The organism is Croceitalea sp. MTPC6 (assembly GCF_036985525.1).
Classification (GTDB): domain Bacteria; phylum Bacteroidota; class Bacteroidia; order Flavobacteriales; family Flavobacteriaceae; genus Croceitalea.
In genome coordinates this window covers 15,637-32,608 of sequence record NZ_BTGR01000002.1, presented here as the reverse complement: position 1 = coordinate 32,608, position 16,972 = coordinate 15,637, and the positions used below count along the sequence as shown (strand labels likewise).

At 35.9% G+C, this 16,972-nt stretch carries 20 protein-coding genes; 9 read left to right on the top strand and 11 right to left on the bottom strand.

What is annotated here, in order from left to right; translation table 11 throughout:
- The first annotated feature begins 7 nt into the window (after positions 1-7).
- Positions 8-412, top strand: coding sequence for an alternative ribosome rescue aminoacyl-tRNA hydrolase ArfB (gene arfB / locus AACP56_RS04540; protein WP_339336260.1), 405 nt, complete (start codon positions 8-10; stop codon positions 410-412).
- Here the strand turns inward: arfB and AACP56_RS04535 are convergent.
- The 9 genes from AACP56_RS04535 to pdxA all read right to left on the bottom strand — a co-directional run bounded on the left by AACP56_RS04535 (position 409) and on the right by pdxA (position 7,469).
- A complete protein-coding gene (locus tag AACP56_RS04535; protein ID WP_339336258.1) occupies positions 409-780 on the bottom strand; it encodes a SnoaL-like domain-containing protein in 372 nt (123 codons plus the stop codon). The genes arfB and AACP56_RS04535 overlap by 4 nt on opposite strands.
- 85 nt (positions 781-865) lie before the next feature.
- Positions 866-1,309 (bottom strand): 3-oxoacyl-ACP synthase, encoded by a 444-nt coding sequence (locus AACP56_RS04530; protein ID WP_339336256.1) that lies wholly within the window; start codon positions 1,307-1,309, stop codon positions 866-868.
- Positions 1,310-2,422 (bottom strand): NAD(P)/FAD-dependent oxidoreductase, encoded by a 1,113-nt coding sequence (locus AACP56_RS04525; protein ID WP_339336253.1) that lies wholly within the window; start codon positions 2,420-2,422, stop codon positions 1,310-1,312.
- A 33-nt stretch (positions 2,423-2,455) separates the two neighbouring features.
- On the bottom strand, positions 2,456-3,808 hold the full coding sequence (gene accC / locus AACP56_RS04520) for an acetyl-CoA carboxylase biotin carboxylase subunit (RefSeq protein ID WP_339336251.1): 1,353 nt from the start codon (positions 3,806-3,808) through the stop codon (positions 2,456-2,458).
- Between the two features lie 91 nt (positions 3,809-3,899).
- Positions 3,900-4,388, bottom strand: coding sequence for an acetyl-CoA carboxylase biotin carboxyl carrier protein (gene accB, locus AACP56_RS04515; RefSeq protein ID WP_339336249.1), 489 nt, complete (start codon positions 4,386-4,388; stop codon positions 3,900-3,902).
- Between the two features lie 24 nt (positions 4,389-4,412).
- Positions 4,413-5,405, bottom strand: coding sequence for a beta-ketoacyl-ACP synthase III (locus tag AACP56_RS04510; protein ID WP_339336247.1), 993 nt, complete (start codon positions 5,403-5,405; stop codon positions 4,413-4,415).
- 173 nt (positions 5,406-5,578) lie between these two features.
- Positions 5,579-5,779, bottom strand: coding sequence for a 50S ribosomal protein L32 (rpmF, locus tag AACP56_RS04505; protein WP_339336245.1), 201 nt, complete (start codon positions 5,777-5,779; stop codon positions 5,579-5,581).
- Between the two features lie 6 nt (positions 5,780-5,785).
- Positions 5,786-6,316 carry a YceD family protein gene (locus AACP56_RS04500; RefSeq protein ID WP_339337024.1) on the bottom strand — a complete coding sequence of 177 codons (531 nt, stop codon included), beginning with the start codon at positions 6,314-6,316 and terminating at the stop codon, positions 5,786-5,788.
- A 100-nt stretch (positions 6,317-6,416) separates the two neighbouring features.
- A complete protein-coding gene (gene pdxA, locus AACP56_RS04495) occupies positions 6,417-7,469 on the bottom strand; it encodes a 4-hydroxythreonine-4-phosphate dehydrogenase PdxA (RefSeq protein WP_339336243.1) in 1,053 nt (350 codons plus the stop codon).
- A 59-nt stretch (positions 7,470-7,528) separates the two neighbouring features.
- Here pdxA and AACP56_RS04490 point away from each other — a divergent pair, with 59 nt between their 5' ends.
- Positions 7,529-8,119: a riboflavin synthase gene (locus AACP56_RS04490; RefSeq protein WP_339336241.1), complete on the top strand. Its 591-nt coding sequence runs from the start codon at positions 7,529-7,531 to the stop codon at positions 8,117-8,119.
- Here AACP56_RS04490 and AACP56_RS04485 read toward each other — a convergent pair.
- The gene (locus AACP56_RS04485) at positions 8,116-9,201 is read right to left on the bottom strand and encodes an acyltransferase family protein (protein ID WP_339336239.1); all 1,086 of its coding nucleotides are present in this window, start codon (positions 9,199-9,201) and stop codon (positions 8,116-8,118) included. The genes AACP56_RS04490 and AACP56_RS04485 overlap by 4 nt on opposite strands.
- 9 nt (positions 9,202-9,210) lie before the next feature.
- On the bottom strand, positions 9,211-11,019 hold the full coding sequence (locus AACP56_RS04480) for a sodium:solute symporter family protein (RefSeq protein ID WP_339336237.1): 1,809 nt from the start codon (positions 11,017-11,019) through the stop codon (positions 9,211-9,213).
- Positions 11,020-11,131: 112 nt separating this feature from the next.
- Here AACP56_RS04480 and AACP56_RS04475 point away from each other — a divergent pair, with 112 nt between their 5' ends.
- From AACP56_RS04475 to AACP56_RS04445, 7 genes are all read left to right on the top strand, one after another.
- Positions 11,132-11,875 carry a sulfite exporter TauE/SafE family protein gene (locus tag AACP56_RS04475; protein WP_339336235.1) on the top strand — a complete coding sequence of 248 codons (744 nt, stop codon included), beginning with the start codon at positions 11,132-11,134 and terminating at the stop codon, positions 11,873-11,875.
- A gap of 56 nt (positions 11,876-11,931) precedes the next feature.
- Positions 11,932-12,312 carry a TonB-dependent receptor gene (locus AACP56_RS04470; protein ID WP_339336232.1) on the top strand — a complete coding sequence of 127 codons (381 nt, stop codon included), beginning with the start codon at positions 11,932-11,934 and terminating at the stop codon, positions 12,310-12,312.
- A 250-nt stretch (positions 12,313-12,562) separates the two neighbouring features.
- Positions 12,563-12,739 (top strand): hypothetical protein, encoded by a 177-nt coding sequence (locus AACP56_RS04465; RefSeq protein ID WP_339336230.1) that lies wholly within the window; start codon positions 12,563-12,565, stop codon positions 12,737-12,739.
- A 274-nt stretch (positions 12,740-13,013) separates the two neighbouring features.
- Positions 13,014-14,264, top strand: a complete 1,251-nt coding sequence (locus AACP56_RS04460) for a site-specific integrase (protein ID WP_339336228.1) — start codon at positions 13,014-13,016, stop codon at positions 14,262-14,264.
- A gap of 252 nt (positions 14,265-14,516) precedes the next feature.
- Positions 14,517-15,272: a hypothetical protein gene (locus AACP56_RS04455; RefSeq protein ID WP_339336226.1), complete on the top strand. Its 756-nt coding sequence runs from the start codon at positions 14,517-14,519 to the stop codon at positions 15,270-15,272.
- A 9-nt stretch (positions 15,273-15,281) separates the two neighbouring features.
- Complete coding sequence (locus AACP56_RS04450; protein ID WP_339336224.1) at positions 15,282-15,650, top strand: VOC family protein; 369 nt, start codon at positions 15,282-15,284, stop codon at positions 15,648-15,650.
- A 182-nt stretch (positions 15,651-15,832) separates the two neighbouring features.
- Positions 15,833-16,954: a helix-turn-helix domain-containing protein gene (locus AACP56_RS04445; protein WP_339336222.1), complete on the top strand. Its 1,122-nt coding sequence runs from the start codon at positions 15,833-15,835 to the stop codon at positions 16,952-16,954.
- Positions 16,955-16,972 lie beyond the last annotated feature (18 nt).

The window sequence follows — 16,972 nt, the reverse complement described above, 5'->3', positions numbered from 1 at the left end:
CTATCTTTTGCAAAAAGAAGTCATCTTAAAGGAGCTTAAGTTTAAAGCTGTTCGCAGTAGCGGTGCCGGTGGCCAGCATGTTAATAAGGTCTCTTCAAAAGTTGAGCTCAGTTTTGATATTTTAAATTCTGAAGGTTTTTCTGAAATTGAAAAAGAACGGTTGTTTTTTAAACTAAAAAACCGCCTTGCTAAAGATGGAACTTTAGTTCTCCAATGTGATGAAGCCAGAAGTCAACATAAAAATAAAGCGCTAGTAATAAAACGTTTCTTTGAAGTACTAAAAAAGGCTTTGCACATTCCTAAAAGAAGGAAACCTACTAAGCCTTCTAAATCTTCAATTGAAAAGCGATTAAAATCTAAAAAAGCTGCTGCTTCAAAAAAAGCAAATCGGCAAAAGCCAAGTTTAGATTAACCCATTGTTGGGACTTCATAAAAATATTGGGCTTTTTTAATTTTTCCGTTTTCAACCTCATACATACACAATTCATCAAACGCCCATCTGCCTTGATTTTTAAAGGTGGCGTCCATGGACATTGGAACTACAAAATGGTTAGCTGCAACAACTGGCTCCCCCACAGATCCTCCGTGCATTTCTTCTATACCTTCTGCCCATTTAAGGTATCCATTCCAAATATTTTCTTTGCCCTTAGTTACTTTTTCACCGGGCATACCGTCCATTTCAATGCTTACCGCATCATCTGCATATAAATTATAGGCGTCCTCATACTTATTTTCTCTACAAAGAGATACCAGTTTGTTTGCTACTTCCTGTGTTGTCATGTTATTTTGTTTATTGATTAGATTTAAATATAAGAAAGAAAATAGCACTAAATTTTAAGAAAAAGTTAAATGAAGTTGACTATTACTAATTGATTTCCAGTATTTTATGTTCATTTCCATTAAACACAAATGTATCTCCTTGTGATTGCCCCATTAGCAATTTTCCTATTGGCGTGTTTGCCGAAATACAGTAAATAACATCACCCATATTTTCAAACTTCCCTGCTGAAATTGCAATGTAATATGTGCCATTTGTAGTACTCACCAAACTGCCTAAAGATGCAGAAGATGAAGTCTTAGTAACACTTACTTTTTGAAGTAATTCTAAAGTCTTTTCAGCCTCTAATAGTTGCTGCCCCAATTTCTCTCTTTCCAATTGGAGCATTGCCCGCCCAGTTTCATGTTTGTCTCCAGCACTACTTTTAGTTTCTGAGCTTAACGAATTTTGAACTTCTTGAATGTTATTTTTTATTCGTTCAAATCTGTCAAAAATATATTGCTCGCAAAATTGATATACTTGTTTTTTCATTTATGCTAACGCTGCTAATTCTTTTCCTACCAAACTTCCAATCGCAATACCCATCCCGCCCAAACGAACCCCACAAAATACATTATCAGAAACTTGTTTTATAATTGGTTTCTTTTTGTTTCCTATCCCCATAATTCCACTCCAGCTTCTATCCAGTTCAAAGTTTGTGTCAGGTAAAATTACTTCGTTTAACAATCTTATTAATTCATTTTGGACCAATGCAGTTTTTCCAAATTCATCCGTTTCTTCAGCTTTATAATCCAAATTTCTGCCACCACCGAAAAGAATACGATTGTCAACATTTCTAAAGTAATAGTATCCTTCATCAAAATGAAAAGTGCCTTTAATCTCTAGGTTTGGAATCGGTTTTGTTACTAAAACTTGGGCTCTTGCTGGCTTTACATTCTCATTTAAAAGTTGCGAAACAAAACCATTTGTGGTTATAAAAAGCTTTTGAGTTTTAAATTCTAACTGGTTGGTCTTAACTATAACTTCTTCTTTATCATTCCTAAAATCGTTAACGCTTACTCCATTTAAAATTGCTACTCCCTCTTTTTTGGCTAATCTTAAAAGACCTTCCATCATAGCACCAGTGTCTATTTGACCTTCGAATTTTTGAGTAATAAAAGAATTGTTTACTCCCTTGAACCCAAATTTGTTTTCTGTAATATTAAATGCTTCTTCTTTAAAAACAGAAAGCAAGAGCTTATTTAGCATTGGTAGTTTATCACAACAAGTGTAAAATAATGCTTTATCCTTTTCTAGAAACAGTTCATGGCCACCATTTTGTTCAAAATTAAGAGTTCTATCTCCTATTAGTCCTCTAAGCTCTTGAATACCTTTCCAACGTTGTTGTACAAGTCTTAGGACTTCTTCTTTGTTATGGGCTTTTAAATCAGAAAGTAATTCAGAAGCACTTCCAAAACATGCAAAGCCGGCATTCTTAGTACTCGCTCCTTGGGGGAGTATTCCCTTTTCTATTATTAGGATTTTGGCTTTAGGGAATCTTTTCCTTAATTGAAGAGCTGTGGTCAAACCCACAATACCACTCCCAACAATGGTGAAATCAATGTTGGAGAGCCATGTTTTATATTCCCAATAACTTAATTCCATAAAAACATAAACCCCGATAAATCGGGGTTTATTTTAGTAATCATATTTTTCATCCATTTCAAAATCTTCCATGAACTTAGTAGTGTAGTTGCCAGCTAAATAATCTGGATGATCCATCAATTGTCTATGAAATGGTATCGTAGTCTTAACCCCTTCTATCACAAATTCATCTAAAGCACGTCTCATTTTATTAATGGCTTCTTCACGAGTTTGTGCCGTGGTAATTAATTTGGCCACCATAGAATCATAGTTAGGTGGTATAATATAACCTCCGTAAACATGTGTGTCCAAACGAATACCATGCCCCCCAGGGGTATGCAATGTAGTTATTTTGCCAGGAGAAGGTCTAAAGTTGTTGTATGGGTCTTCTGCATTGACCCTACACTCAATAGAATGCAGCTTGGGAATATAATTTTTACCTGAAATTGGTACTCCAGCCGCCACTAAAATCTGCTCACGAATCAAATCATAGTCCACTACCTGTTCTGTAATTGGATGCTCTACTTGAATACGGGTATTCATTTCCATAAAATAGAACTTTCGGTGCTTATCCACTAAAAATTCTACTGTCCCCGCTCCTTCGTACTTTATATATTCTGCAGCTTTTATTGCAGCTTTACCCATGGCATCCCTTAATTTATCTGTCATAAAGGGAGATGGTGTCTCTTCTGTTAGTTTCTGATGCCTTCTTTGAACAGAACAGTCACGTTCCGAAAGGTGACAAGCTTTTCCATATTGGTCACCGACCACTTGAATTTCTATATGGCGTGGCTCTTCGATAAGTTTTTCCATATACATTGCTCCATTACCAAAAGCAGCAGATGCTTCTTGGACAGCACTATTGTATAGCTCTTCCATCTCATCTTCGCTCCATACAGCACGCATACCTTTTCCACCGCCACCAGCGGTAGCTTTTATCATTACAGGGTAGCCCATTTTTTTAGCCGTCTTTTTGGCGTCCTTCACATCTTTAAGAAGTCCGTCTGAGCCTGGTACGCAGGGAACTCCTGCTTTTTTCATGGTTTCCTTTGCAGTAGCTTTATCTCCCATTCTATCTATCTGTTCGCCTGAAGCCCCAATAAATTTAATTTGGTGCTCTGCACAAATCTTAGAGAATTTAGAATTCTCTGAAAGAAACCCATAACCAGGGTGAATAGCATCCGCATTGGTGATTTCAGCGGCAGCTATAATATTTGGAATTTTCAAGTATGATTCACTACTGGGAGCTGGACCTATACAAACCGCTTCATCCGCAAAGCGCACATGCAAACTTTCCTCATCAGCTTTGGAGTAAACAGCAACAGTTTTAATGCCCATCTCTTTGCACGTTCGTATAACGCGAAGTGCGATTTCTCCCCTATTGGCAATCAATATTTTTTTGAACATGTTCTTTTAGTTTAAGAGTTTACGGTTTAGCAGTTTATTTGTTTAAAAGCATTTGCTTTAAACTTTAAACTTCAAACTTCTAAACTTAAAATTATGATGGGTCAACCAAGAATAATGGTTGGTCAAATTCTACCGGTGAGGAATCATCGACTAAAATTTTAACGATTTTTCCTGAAACCTCAGATTCAATATCATTGAAAAGCTTCATAGCTTCAATAACACAAAGTACATCCCCTTTTTGTATTTCTTTACCAACCTCAACAAAGTTTGGTTTGTCTGGTGCAGGCTTCCTATAAAAAGTACCTATTATAGGAGATTTGATAGTGATGTATTTAGAGTCATCTTCTGAAGTTTCTGCGGCTGGAGCAGGGGCAGCAGCTTCTGTAGGGGCAGCAGGAGCAGGGGCAGCAGCAACAGGGGCTTGTGCCATAGGTATTTGCTGAACAATTGTTGTCTCTGGAGAGTTGGATTGATCACCAGTACGGATAGTAATCTTAATATCCTCCATTTCCAACTTCACTTCACTTGCGCCAGATTTGGCCACAAACTTGATCAAGCTTTGAATTTCTTTAATATCCATTGAATTTGATTTAGTTATTCTATATTAGTTATATGCCCACCTTAAATAAATTGACCCCCAAGTAAATCCGCCTCCAAATGCAGCAAAAACAAGGTTGTCCCCTTTTTTTAGTTGGTCCTCATAGTCTGCTAATAAAAGTGGTAAAGTAGCAGAAGTAGTATTTCCATAACGATGAATATTCATCATGACCTTATCTTCAGCCACTCCCATTCTATTTGCAGTAGCATCAATAATTCTTTTATTTGCTTGATGGGGAACTAACCAATTTACATCATCATGTGAAAGGTTATTCCGCTCCATGATTTTAGCAGAAACATCTGCCATATTGGAAACTGCAAATTTGAATACCGACTTACCATCTTGAAAAACATAATGCTGTTTGTTCTTTACCGTCTCCTCAGAAGCAGGTAAAATTGAACCCCCTGCATCCATTTTCAAGAAATTTCTACCAATTCCATCTGATCTTAAATATTCATCTTTCAGCCCTAATCCCTCATCATTAGGCTCAAAAAGTACGGCTCCTGCGCCATCACCAAAAATGATACACGTAGTTCTATCCGTGTAATCAATAATGGACGACATTTTATCTGCTCCAATTAATAAAACTTTCTTGTAACGACCAGATTCAATGTAACTGGAAGCCGTTGACATGCCGTATAAAAAACTGGAACATGCGGCTTGCAAATCATATGAAAATGCATTGGTTGCCCCTACTTTGGAAGCTACGTAAGCTGCTGTTGATGCTACCATCATATCCGGCGTAGCGGTTGCCACTAGGACCAAATCGATTTCTGATGGGTCAAGATTTGTTTTTTGAATTAAATCTTCTGCAGCTTTTATGGCAAGATAAGAGGTTCCTTCGCCTTCTTTCTTTAAGATTCTTCTCTCTTTTATACCGGTTCTGCTGGTAATCCATTCATCATTGGTATCCACCATTGTTTCCAATAGTTCATTGGTAAGAATGAAGTCTGGAACATATGCTCCTACAGCGGTAATCGCTGCTGTTTTTTTTGTCATGCTAGTGTCCGTTTTTTGTCAAAAAAGATAAAAATTGACCAAAAAGTGGTGAAAAATAGTGATTTTTCGCGACTTTTTATGCCAAAACTGGTCGCTTTTAAAAAATCAATTAAACCCATAAAAAAACTCCCAACATAAAAGTCAGGAGTTAATAAATCTCTTAAAACGACAAATTAAGCCGCTGTTTCTTCTTCTGTTTTATCAACTAAAACTTGACCTCTGTAATACAATTTACCTTCGTGCCAGTGAGCTCTGTGGTATAAGTGCATTTCTCCAGTTGAAGAGTCCTTAGCAATTGTAGGAGCAACCGCTTTATAATGCGTACGTCTCTTGTCTCTTCTAGTTTTTGATATTTTTCTTTTAGGATGTGCCATCGTTGCCTATTTATCCGTTAATAATTTTTTTAATACGTTCCACCTAGGGTCTATATCTTCTTTTTCTTTCTTTGTTTCTTTTGGTTCTAACTCTTCTAGCATGTCCAATGCTTCAGATTTTAAAGTTCCGTCGAGCACGCCTGGGTGCACTCTTTTTTGCGGAACTGCCAAAACCAGCATTTCATAAACATATTGAGCAATATTAAATTGATGTTCCCCATGGGGCAATATCAAAATCTCATCATCTTCATCATTATACTCCTCCCCAAACTTAACCACCAACTGTAAATCAGAACTAATTTCTTGATTGTAGGGTTCACTGGTTAAATCACAATCGACATTTACGCTACCAGATGCTTTGATGTCCAATTCCATCATGGTGTTCATCTTGTTCAAAGCAGCTTTTAAGTCAATTGCTACAGCGTTAAACTCTTGATAGCCAAAAGATTCAAAGAACTTGTTGTCAATCGTGTACTCAAACTCGTGTTTTCCTAACTTCAATCCTGAAAAAGGAATAAAAAACTCCTTCAACTCCATCTTTTTAACTCGTAAGGTTTGTGTACCAGCCCATAAGGCGGGTGCAAAGATACTATTTATTTGCAAAAAGCCAATCTTTAGCTAAAAATATAATGCTCTTTTACGCAGAGCGTTTTACTTTTTGTTTTTGAAGGGGGTTTTTCGTCAACTCTTCATACTCTTTTCTATTTCTGAAGATGCGTATTGCTGCAAAAACAGCTTCTTTAAAAGAGCTTTCATCTGCCTTTCCCTGACCTGCAATTTCGTAAGCCGTACCATGGTCTGGAGAGGTCCTAACTTTAGATAGACCAGCCGTAAAATTTACTCCCTTACCAAAAGAAAGTGTTTTAAAGGGGATGAGTCCTTGATCATGGTAAGCTGCCAAAATAGCATCAAATTTCTGATGTCCGTTTGAGCCAAAAAAACTATCTGCCGAATAAGGACCATAAACCAGACTGCCTTCATTAAACATTTTTTGGATTATTGGCTTCATAATTTTCTCATCTTCCTCTCCAATTGTACCGTTATCCCCACTATGTGGATTTATCCCGAGCATTGCTATTTTGGGCCGTCGGATACCAAAATCCATTTGGAGCGATTTGGACATGGTCATCACTTTATCCTTGATTAGTTTTGAAGTAATGGCATTAGCAACATCCTTTACGGCTATATGATCAGTTAATAGCCCTACCCTAAGCTCGTCCGTTACCATAAACATGAGGCTCTCCCCATTGAGTTCTTGGGCCAAATAATCCGTATGTCCAGGAAATTTAAAATCCTCAGCTTGAATATTGTTTTTGTTTATTGGTGCGGTAACCAACACATCAATACTGTTGTTTTTTAATGCATCAACAGCTGCTCTAAGCGATTTAATTGCGTATTTTCCTCCTTCTTCAGTGGCTTTTCCAAATTCAGTTTTTGGTGTTTCTTTCCAAACATTCACCACATTGATTTTTCCATCTATAGCTTTACTGGCATCGTGGATTCCATTAAAGCTCATTTCAATATTCAGTGTCTGTTTTTGATGGGATATCGTTTTGTTGGAAGCAAACAAAACAGGTGTGCAAAAATCCAGCATCCTATTGTCTTCAAAAGTTTTTAACGCTACTTCACAACCTATTCCATTTAAATCCCCAACCGAAATGCCCAAGCGTATTTTTTTTCTTCCTTCCATAAAATCTGTGTTCGAATAGCTACTTTTACACTACAAAGCTAGGTAATTTATATAAAGACATGTTCACAGGTATTATTGAGACTTTAGGAGAGGTAAAACACTTAGAGAAAGAAGGCGAGAACCTTCATATCACAATAAGCTCCAAACTAACTGCAGAGCTTAAAATAGACCAAAGTGTTGCTCATAACGGGGTTTGCCTAACAGTTGTGGCTATTGAAAATGATACCTATACTGTTACTGCCATTCAAGAAACCTTAGCCAAAACAAGCCTTGGAGAATTAAAGATTGGAGATAAAGTGAATCTGGAACGAGCCATGGTTTTAGGGGCTCGTTTAGATGGCCATATTGTACAAGGGCACGTAGATCAGACAGCAACTTGCCAAAGCGTTGAAGAAAAAGATGGTAGTTGGATTTTTACCTTTACCTATGATGTAAGCCTAAATAATGTAACCATAGAAAAAGGCTCTATAACCATTGATGGGACTAGTCTCACTGTTGTGGATTCAAAAAAAGATTCTTTTAGTGTGGCCATCATACCCTACACTTATGAGCATACAAGATTCAATACCTATGAAAAGGGAGCAACGGTAAATTTAGAGTTTGATGTTATTGGGAAGTATGTAGCTAGATTAATGGACTTGAAAGATTAAACCTTTATAAAAATCTTGCGTTTATATAGCACATAGGCCAACAAGCAATAAAAGGCAACAACACTTAGTCCATAAAGCAAAGAAGAAAGTTCTAAAGACATAAAATCCTTTACATATACGTTTTGGAATAACCAACCATGCAATGAGGTTTCTCCAACCTTAATCATACCCATTATTTTACTAATAAAACTTGACAAAAAGTATAGTACAATCGCATTTGCACCAGCATATCTAAAGATACTGCCAAATTTGATTTTCTTACTATCGGTTAAATAGTAGATTAAAGCCAAAACCACATTTGCCCAACCTGCCGTTACCAATACAAAACTACTGGTCCAAAGTGCTTTGTTTATTGGAAAAACGAAATCCCATAAATGACCCAACAATAACAAAGAGCCTCCTAAACCAAAAAGAATCGTTGCTTTTTTCTTTTGTTTTGAAGTTAAAATAAGTCCAGTGAATATGCCCAATAAAGAGCTTACAATTGATGGTATTGTACTCAACAATCCTTCAGGGTCATAGTCTGGCTTGTAGTTGTGGGTTCCAAATACTTTTACATCTAACCAATTTGCAAAATTATTTGGAGCACGGTCCAATGTGGATTCTATTCCGTTAACTGGAACCAATGTCATTAACAACCAATACCCTATTAAAAGTAGTACAGAAACTCCGATAAGTTTTTTCCAATCCAAGTTTATAAAGAGAATTGCTACAAAAAAGAAAACTACGCCTATTCTTTGCAAAACTCCAGGGAATCGAATCTCGGAAAACTCTTTTATAAATGGAAAACTTAATGTGAAAGCTCCCAAAAACAGACCCAAGCCTATCAACTTTAGACTTCTTATAGTAATTTTTTTATAAGTGCCCGAATTGATTGTTTTATTTTGATATGCAAAGACAATAGATGTCCCAACGATAAAAAGAAAGAACGGGAAAACTAAGTCCGTTGGTGTATAACCGTGCCATTTAGCATGTAAGAAAGGTGAATATACATTTGACCATGTTCCAGGAGTATTTACCAAAATCATTAAAACAATGGTCATTCCCCTAAAAATATCAACCGATAGTATCCTGTTTTTCATCGTTTCTGGTTATAAAATGTTTTCTTTCATCTTGCCCCAAGCGCGTATAAGTAAAAAGCCAGCTACAAGAGCTACACCAGTAAGAACCAAGGCTAATTTAGTTTCTCCATATATCCAATACCCGGTTGCAAACATAATAGTGTAAATTAAAACAACTCCCAATAGCATTGCGCCAATACCAGATGGCACACTCCATTTTTCATTCGAGCTTGCTATCTCAACACCGTCTTCTTTCGCTTCATTAACAATTTTGGCCCATCCAGGACCACCTGGCTGTATTTTTCTATAAAAACTTTGAAGCACTTCTTTGCTTTCAGGTTTTGTAAGAAAAGTGGTTGTTACCCAAACAACTGTCGTTAAAAATACTGCTGTTGGTATTTGCAACCAGCTCGGGAATAATCCGTCGTCAATTCCAAAAAAATATGCTCCAATAGGTGTTAGCTTTAATAAAATTGAAATAATCCCTGAAGAGAACATAGCAGAAATTTCACTCCAAGCATTTATACGCCACCAAAACCACCGTAAAATAAAAATTAGTCCTGTACCTGCTCCGAATAAGATTATAATATCAAATAACTGTTTGGCATCTTTTAGAACTAGTGCAAAAAGTGCACTAAAAACCATTAGTGCAACTGTAGAAATTCTTCCAACAGATACTAGTTCTTTTTCCGATGCTTTTTTCTTTTGTTGCTTATAAAAATCATTAACGATATACGAAGAGCCCCAATTAAGGTGTGTTGATATAGTGCTCATATAAGCTGCTACCAATGATGCGAGCACCAATCCCAATAATCCGCTTGGCAGTTTTGCTAACATCGCTGGATATGCCAAATCATGGCCTAGTTTGTCTTCGGTCACGTTGGGAAACGCTTCTTGTATGCTAGCTAAATCTGGAAAAACCACTAATGATGCCAATGCCACCAAAATCCAAGGCCATGGACGTAGCGCATAGTGCATGATATTGAAAAAGAAAGTGGCTCCAATTGCGTGGTTTTCATCTTTTGCCGCTAGCATCCGTTGTGCAATGTAGCCTCCTCCTCCTGGTTCAGAACCCGGAAACCATGAACTCCACCATTGCACCGCTAAAGGAATTACCAGTAAAGTAATAATGGCTTCTTTATTTCCAAAATCTGGTAGTATAGATAATTTATCTGTTACATTTTCATTGGTGACCAATGCTTCTATACCTCCAACTTCAGGAATATTTACCAAGTATACCGCAGCCCCTATGGCACCCCCCATTGCAACAAAAAATAATAGGAAATCTGTGTAAACTACACCTTTAAAACCACCTAAAGCACTAAAAACTACGGTGACTAAACCTGCGCTTATTACCGTTTGCCATGGCTCTAAGCCCAACATAATACCTCCTATTTTTATAGCCGCAAGCGTAACACCCGCCATGGCAAAAATGTTGAAAACTACCCCCAAATAAACAGCTCTAAATTTTCTTAGAAATCTTGCTGGAGCTCCACCAAACCTTAATTCATAAAATTCAATATCCGTATTAACACCAGATTTTCTCCAAAGCTTAGCATAAATAAATACAGTAAGTAAACCCGTAATCAAAAATGCCCACCATTCCCAGTTGCCAGAAACCCCATTTAGTCTAACTAAATTGGTCACAAAATTAGGGGTGTCCGTAGAGAAGGTGGTAGCAACCATTGAAACACCTAAAAGCCACCAAGGCATTGTCCTACCCGATAAAAAATATTCCGAAGAGCTTTTTCCTGATTTTTTTGAAACGTAAATGCCTATAAAAAGTACAATTGCAAAGAACCCAAAAATGAGTACATAGTCTAGGGTTTGTAAATCCATAATTTGGTATTGGTTGATTTTTAAAGATATAGTTTTTTAGAATAGTTTTACTTTTGATTCGCTCAACCTCAACTGCGCCCCTACTAACAACATTGGAAATTACTATTACAGCATGGATATTGAAATTTCTCTTTTAGGGTGGGTGTTAGCAGCAATAGCTTCCTTTCTTTTAGGAATTTCAAAAGCTGGTCTCAAAGGGCTTTCCATTTTCAATGTAACCTTAATGGCTATTGCCTTTGGTGCAAAGCAATCAACAGGCTTAATTATGCCCTTGCTTTTAGTGGGAGATGTATTCGCTGTCATATACTACAATAGACACACTCAGTGGAAGTATATTATCAAGTTTTTACCTTGGATGTTATCTGGTATCCTAATTGGTGTTTTTCTAGGCAAGGATTTGCCTGAAAAGCAATTTAAAATAGGAATGGTCATCGTGATATTAATCAGTCTGGGGATTCTTGTTTTCTGGGAAAGGCGAAAATCCAAATCAGTTCCTAATCATTGGGCATTTGCTGGCAGCACAGGCATTTTAGCTGGGATATGCACTATGATAGGTAATCTTGCAGGCGCTTTTACCAATCTTTTCTTTCTGGCGATGCGTTTACAAAAAAACGAATTTGTGGGAACAGCCGCTTGGCTATTTTTAATTACCAATCTTTTTAAACTCCCTTTTCATTTATTTGTTTGGGAAACAATTTCTGTTGAAACGCTAACCATAAATTTAAAACTGGTTCCAGCAATATTATTAGGTCTTTTTACTGGAATAAGATTGGTAAAACTGATAAATGAAAAGCAATACCGTGTTTTTATTTTGATAGTTACAGCTATCGGTGCGGTTACAATTCTATTTAAATAGCTCACTAATTTTCAACTATTTAGCAACTTTTTTGTACATTTAATAAAAATGAAATCATGAAAAAAATACTTGTTCTTTTTATATTATTTGCGTTTGTTTCATGCAAGTCTACAAACGACTCTGTGAATGTCTATAAAGCTGAGCGTGAGGGCGTAGGAAATACTCAGGTTTCGCTGTTAAATATGATTAGAAAAGTTCCGGGGGTTATTTTAAGAGGGAACACCCCTGTTTTAAGGGGTACTGCAAACTCCGTGAATACCCCTGTTGCTGAGCCATTATATATTTTGAATGATTATATCGTGGGGCAATCTTTCACCTCTTTAGACCAATTGATAGATGTATCGGTGGTAAAGAAAATATCTGTTCTAGATTTATCTAATGCCGCAATTTATGGTTCAAGAGCCGCAAACGGTGTTATTGTTGTAGAGACCTTCTAAAAATTTGGTTAGAAATACAAGAGCGGACTTATTGCTTCTTTAGCAATGGTACAGTGCGTGCCATGTAATTAGCACATCATATGCATTGGTTTAAAGACCTGTTTCTCCATGCTACAATCAAGCCCGAAATAATTAAAAATAAGGTCTTTGGCTTCTTTAGTAGGCTTGTTAGCAGTTCTTTATATTTGTTAAGGATTTGTTAATCTAAATTTTTTGAATTACTTTAGTTAACTAACTTAACTATAATTAAATGAAAACCTCTGATAAATTACTTCCGACGAGAATCTTAATTTGGTCTCTTATCATTGGCTGCATGGTTGTAGGTTATACCGTTTACACACAATATTCTTCTGAAATCAGCCAAGAGGTTACCGATGCAATTGTAGGGGCTTTACCAGACTTGGATAATGCTGTTGCTAAGCTTTAAGGGGTTAATTCCTAATTAAGTCTATTTTAAAGTTGTAAAACAAAAAAGCCCTAGCTTTCGCTAAGACTTTTTATCCACTTTCGTGGTCCCACCTGGGCTCGAACCAGGGACCAACTGATTATGAGCGCAAAAAAATTGCTTTTCATTTGGTTTCAATATCCTTCTTTCTTACTGATTTTCAGTATTTTATGAAAATTTTCTTGGCAACGCTTTGCATTTTACTTAACTTTAATTAACCAGTTGTTGTACTATAGTTGTACTCATTTTTTAATCTATGGCAAGCGTAAAAACAGTCTTAAGAAAAACGATATTGGCAGATGGCACCCACCCAATTTACCTTCGGGTTACCATGCATAGGCGTACAAAATATTTCAAGACACTGTATAATGTCAATAAAGATAATTGGAACAAAGAACTGGGTAATTTCAACAAACGCAACCCCAACTATATCCAATTTAACCGCCTTCTTTTAAACCTGAGAGATAGAGCACTTCGAATTTTATCCGAACTGCAGATAGATGATCCAGATTTTACCTTAGAAGATTTTGAAAAACAGTTCCGTATTATCAATAATCCCGAGAGCCATAATTTTTTCAGGTTCTGGGAGGAAATCATCGGAGAACAACTAGATGCTGGGAGAACCGGTACCGCTAGGGCAAATACTTGTACGTATCATTCTTTTAAGTCATTTCATAAACATACACGGCTTAGCTTTCGCGAACTTACTCCTAGGCTTTTACACAAATATGAAGTTTATCTGCGCACAAGAGGGGGAACCGATGGAGGTATCGGTGTGCGCATGCGCTCAATCAGAGCTATATATAATCAGGGAATAAACAGAGGTCTTGTTAAAGAAAAATACTATCCTTTTAAAAAATATAAAATTTCACGGTTTAAAAGTAGCGGCTTTAAACGTGCATTAACCATGCAAGAAGTTTTTCGCATTGTTAATCTAGACCTTACCGACCATCCTTTTTTAATTAATAGCAGAAATTATTTTGTGTTTAGCTTTTACACTCGAGGAATGAACTTCGCTGATATGATGAAGCTTCGTTGGGCGGACATTAGTAATAATAGAATCTACTATACTAGGTCAAAAACGCGAAGTAATTTTATCATTAAAATTCTACCTCCCATAAAGGAAATTTTGGACTACTATAAAGAAAATGATAATGGATTGCCTTATGTATTCCCTTTAATTGTTAATGCCGAATATACCCCAGCACAATTAGAAAACAGGAAACATAAAACCATTCAACGCTATAATAAAGAACTAAAAGAAATTGGAAAGCTATGCGGAATTGTAGGGAAACCTATGAGCAGTTATGTGGCAAGACATAGTTATGCAAATTGCCTAAAACAAAAAGGTGTGCCCACTGATATTATAAGTGAATCAATGGGACATCAAAATTTAGTGATTACACAAACCTATCTTAAGGCTTTGGACAGCTCTCATCTAGATAATGCAATGGAAGTTTTACTTCAGCCAAAGCGAACCATATATCCAAATCTTAGAATTTGTTGAGCTTAATTATACTCTTTTTAGATAAAGAATTCTATTAGATTATAAAAGCTTATCTCTTTAACCAAAGTTTTTGACATTAAGAATATCAGAAAAAAATTTAGTCTTATTTCTATTAAATTGGTGTTATTAATCCAAAACATAACGCTAAGCAGTTAAAGAAAAATTCCTGAAACTTATCCTTTCTTATAAGTTGGTATTAAATTTTTCAAGTCTCATTTTAAATAACGAAACATGTATGGCTACTTTTATGCAATGAAGAGACGCACATTTTCAAAAAAGCTAATGGCTTCAATTATGAGCTTTGCTCTATTAGAATCCATTTTCAAGACTGAGGCAACTGGGAAAACTATCTCGCCACTTGTCAAGCACTGGGCGATTCTTCTTAATGAATATTGTAATGATTTAAAGACCGAAACAATTACACAAGTAGAGTGGCAATTTTTGGTATCGGAACTTTTTCGAAGCATTGAGCTAGAAGAGATTTTGAAATTTATTGATACTGAAAAGTTGTTTAAGAATTTCGACTTTCCAGATTTAGGAACAGGAAACAAATATGTTATGTTTCCTAGATTAGAGGGGCTACCTGAGAATACGACCTATATCAAAAAGATATTTGGAATGAAAAAAGGCCGTGCAATAATTCCACATGGGCATAGTAATATGACTTCTTCGCACCTGATTTTGTCAGGTGAAATGCATCTTAGGAACTATAACACTCTAGAAAAGCAAGACAATCATCTAATAATTAATAAAACAGTAGATAAAATTATAAAACCAAGTGAGTGTTCGACCATTTCGGATGATAAAGATAACGTTCATTGGTTTATAGCAAATTCTGAAACAGCTTTCACTTTTGACGTGATTATGCTAGATCTAAACCAAGAGCATTACGACATTTATAATTTGGACATTTATGAAGGTCAGAAGTTAAATAAGGATAATCTGCGAGTACCTATATTAGATGTTGGTATGGCACTTAAGAAATATGGAAAGACGCACCATGACTAACCTTCAAAAATGAAACAACTTTTATCCCATCAAGCTACAATTCTTCCAGTTTCAAATGTTGAAAACAGCATTATCTACTATACCACAAAATTGGGTTTTACTTGCTCTTTTAAATGGGAAATACCAGCAAGTTATGCTGTGTTAAAAAGAGATGGAATCACCATAAACTTGACTTTAGAAGAAAAAATAAAAGATTTGGAAAATGCCTCGATTTGTATTTTTTGCCATGATGTTATAACCGTTTATGAAGAGTATTTAAAGAAAGGTGTTGCTTTTGCAGAGCAACTGAATTCCACGGATTATAGCATGAATGAATTTGTGATTGTAGATATAGACAATAATAAAATAATATTTGGTCAAGGCAAAGATGATAGCTAATGATAATTCCCCTAATAATCCTTATCAAAGCCTCATTGTAATATGTTAATTGCTTTGGGGCTTATTTTTTAAAATACTGACACACTTTTCTTGAATACACTATCATTTGACCGATAAAATTATAAACTAATTATAAAACAGTTACTACAAGCAAATTTTATTAATTTACATAATTATTAGATTTGAAATTCGATTTATACAATATACTTCTACTTTTTGCTTCATTTAGTGCTGGCAACATAGGATTATACTACCTAGTTAGAGCAATTAGGGAAAAGAAGCGGTTGTATCTTCCACTTTCATTATTAATTGTTTCGCTATGCGTGTTTTTCGCTTTTTTTGAGCTTAATGCGCTATATCTCGACTATCCACACTTAATGTGGTTAACAGGGCCCTTACTTTTTGCCATTGGGCCGTTGTTTTATTTACAAGTAAAGTCTAAAGTATCCTGGTTGGATTTGTTGCACTTTTGGTTAGTGCCACCCATCTATATGAGACTTATGCCTTTTTACATCGAGTCCAGGGCAGATAAAATAGAAATCTTACAACAATATTTTGCCAACCCTGAACCAGGTTTGGGTGACTTTAGGCTTTATTTATATGTATTTCATATCGGCTTATACACTTTGCTTGGATTCAACGTATTGAAAAAGCGGCATAAAGAAATGGCCGAAACAGAATCAGATTATGCGTTATTGTATAAAAACAAGAGGCTTCAGGCGCTCTATCTGTTAATTACGGCTTTTGCATTTTTAAATTGCATCAGCTATTTCTTTTTTGATAACTACGGTCTAAGAGGAAATGCTGCTTTCGCATATTCGTTGTTGTTGTTTGTGTTACTTATTCTGTTTCTTCAGCTGTATTTCACCGCAAGCGGTCTGTCAACTAGTGACAGTCAAAACATACAGCCCTCAACAGAAGAGAATCAAGAAAATGATTTAGAGAAAGAGCAGTATCACAAATCCATTATAGAAAAGCTTGATTCGTGTATGAATGCTGAAAAACTCTATCGGAACCAAGACCTAAAGCTTCCAGATGTGGCTAAGTTCATAGATATTTCCCTTCACGATATATCAGCTGCCATTAATTCCCAAAAAAAGATGAATTTCTTCGATTATGTAAATAGGTTCAGAATTGAAGAGCTAAAAACTACACTTTTGTCAAATGAAAATAACAACCTAACACTTTTTGCCATTGGGGAAAAGGCTGGTTTTAAAAGTAATAGTTCTTTCTACAGGGTCTTTAAAAAATACACAGGAATAACACCAAAACAATATATTGATAAGTATTCTAAGAAAGATTGATTCTTAACCAAGTATAAT

Excerpts from the sequence above, each read along its gene's own strand:
- AACP56_RS04535 (WP_339336258.1), bottom strand. The coding sequence starts at position 780 with ATGACAACACAGGAAGTAGCAAACAAACTGGTATCTCTTTGTAGAGAA.
- AACP56_RS04530 (WP_339336256.1), bottom strand. The coding sequence starts at position 1,309 with ATGAAAAAACAAGTATATCAATTTTGCGAGCAATATATTTTTGACAGA.
- AACP56_RS04525 (WP_339336253.1), bottom strand. The coding sequence starts at position 2,422 with ATGGAATTAAGTTATTGGGAATATAAAACATGGCTCTCCAACATTGAT.
- accC (WP_339336251.1), bottom strand. The coding sequence starts at position 3,808 with ATGTTCAAAAAAATATTGATTGCCAATAGGGGAGAAATCGCACTTCGC.
- accB (WP_339336249.1), bottom strand. The coding sequence starts at position 4,388 with ATGGATATTAAAGAAATTCAAAGCTTGATCAAGTTTGTGGCCAAATCT.
- AACP56_RS04510 (WP_339336247.1), bottom strand. The coding sequence starts at position 5,405 with ATGACAAAAAAAACAGCAGCGATTACCGCTGTAGGAGCATATGTTCCA.
- rpmF (WP_339336245.1), bottom strand. The coding sequence starts at position 5,779 with ATGGCACATCCTAAAAGAAAAATATCAAAAACTAGAAGAGACAAGAGA.
- AACP56_RS04500 (WP_339337024.1), bottom strand. The coding sequence starts at position 6,316 with ATGGAGTTGAAGGAGTTTTTTATTCCTTTTTCAGGATTGAAGTTAGGA.
- pdxA (WP_339336243.1), bottom strand. The coding sequence starts at position 7,469 with ATGGAAGGAAGAAAAAAAATACGCTTGGGCATTTCGGTTGGGGATTTA.
- AACP56_RS04490 (WP_339336241.1), top strand. The coding sequence starts at position 7,529 with ATGTTCACAGGTATTATTGAGACTTTAGGAGAGGTAAAACACTTAGAG.
- AACP56_RS04485 (WP_339336239.1), bottom strand. The coding sequence starts at position 9,201 with ATGAAAAACAGGATACTATCGGTTGATATTTTTAGGGGAATGACCATT.
- AACP56_RS04480 (WP_339336237.1), bottom strand. The coding sequence starts at position 11,019 with ATGGATTTACAAACCCTAGACTATGTACTCATTTTTGGGTTCTTTGCA.
- AACP56_RS04475 (WP_339336235.1), top strand. The coding sequence starts at position 11,132 with ATGGATATTGAAATTTCTCTTTTAGGGTGGGTGTTAGCAGCAATAGCT.
- AACP56_RS04470 (WP_339336232.1), top strand. The coding sequence starts at position 11,932 with ATGAAAAAAATACTTGTTCTTTTTATATTATTTGCGTTTGTTTCATGC.
- AACP56_RS04465 (WP_339336230.1), top strand. The coding sequence starts at position 12,563 with ATGAAAACCTCTGATAAATTACTTCCGACGAGAATCTTAATTTGGTCT.
- AACP56_RS04460 (WP_339336228.1), top strand. The coding sequence starts at position 13,014 with ATGGCAAGCGTAAAAACAGTCTTAAGAAAAACGATATTGGCAGATGGC.
- AACP56_RS04455 (WP_339336226.1), top strand. The coding sequence starts at position 14,517 with ATGAAGAGACGCACATTTTCAAAAAAGCTAATGGCTTCAATTATGAGC.
- AACP56_RS04450 (WP_339336224.1), top strand. The coding sequence starts at position 15,282 with ATGAAACAACTTTTATCCCATCAAGCTACAATTCTTCCAGTTTCAAAT.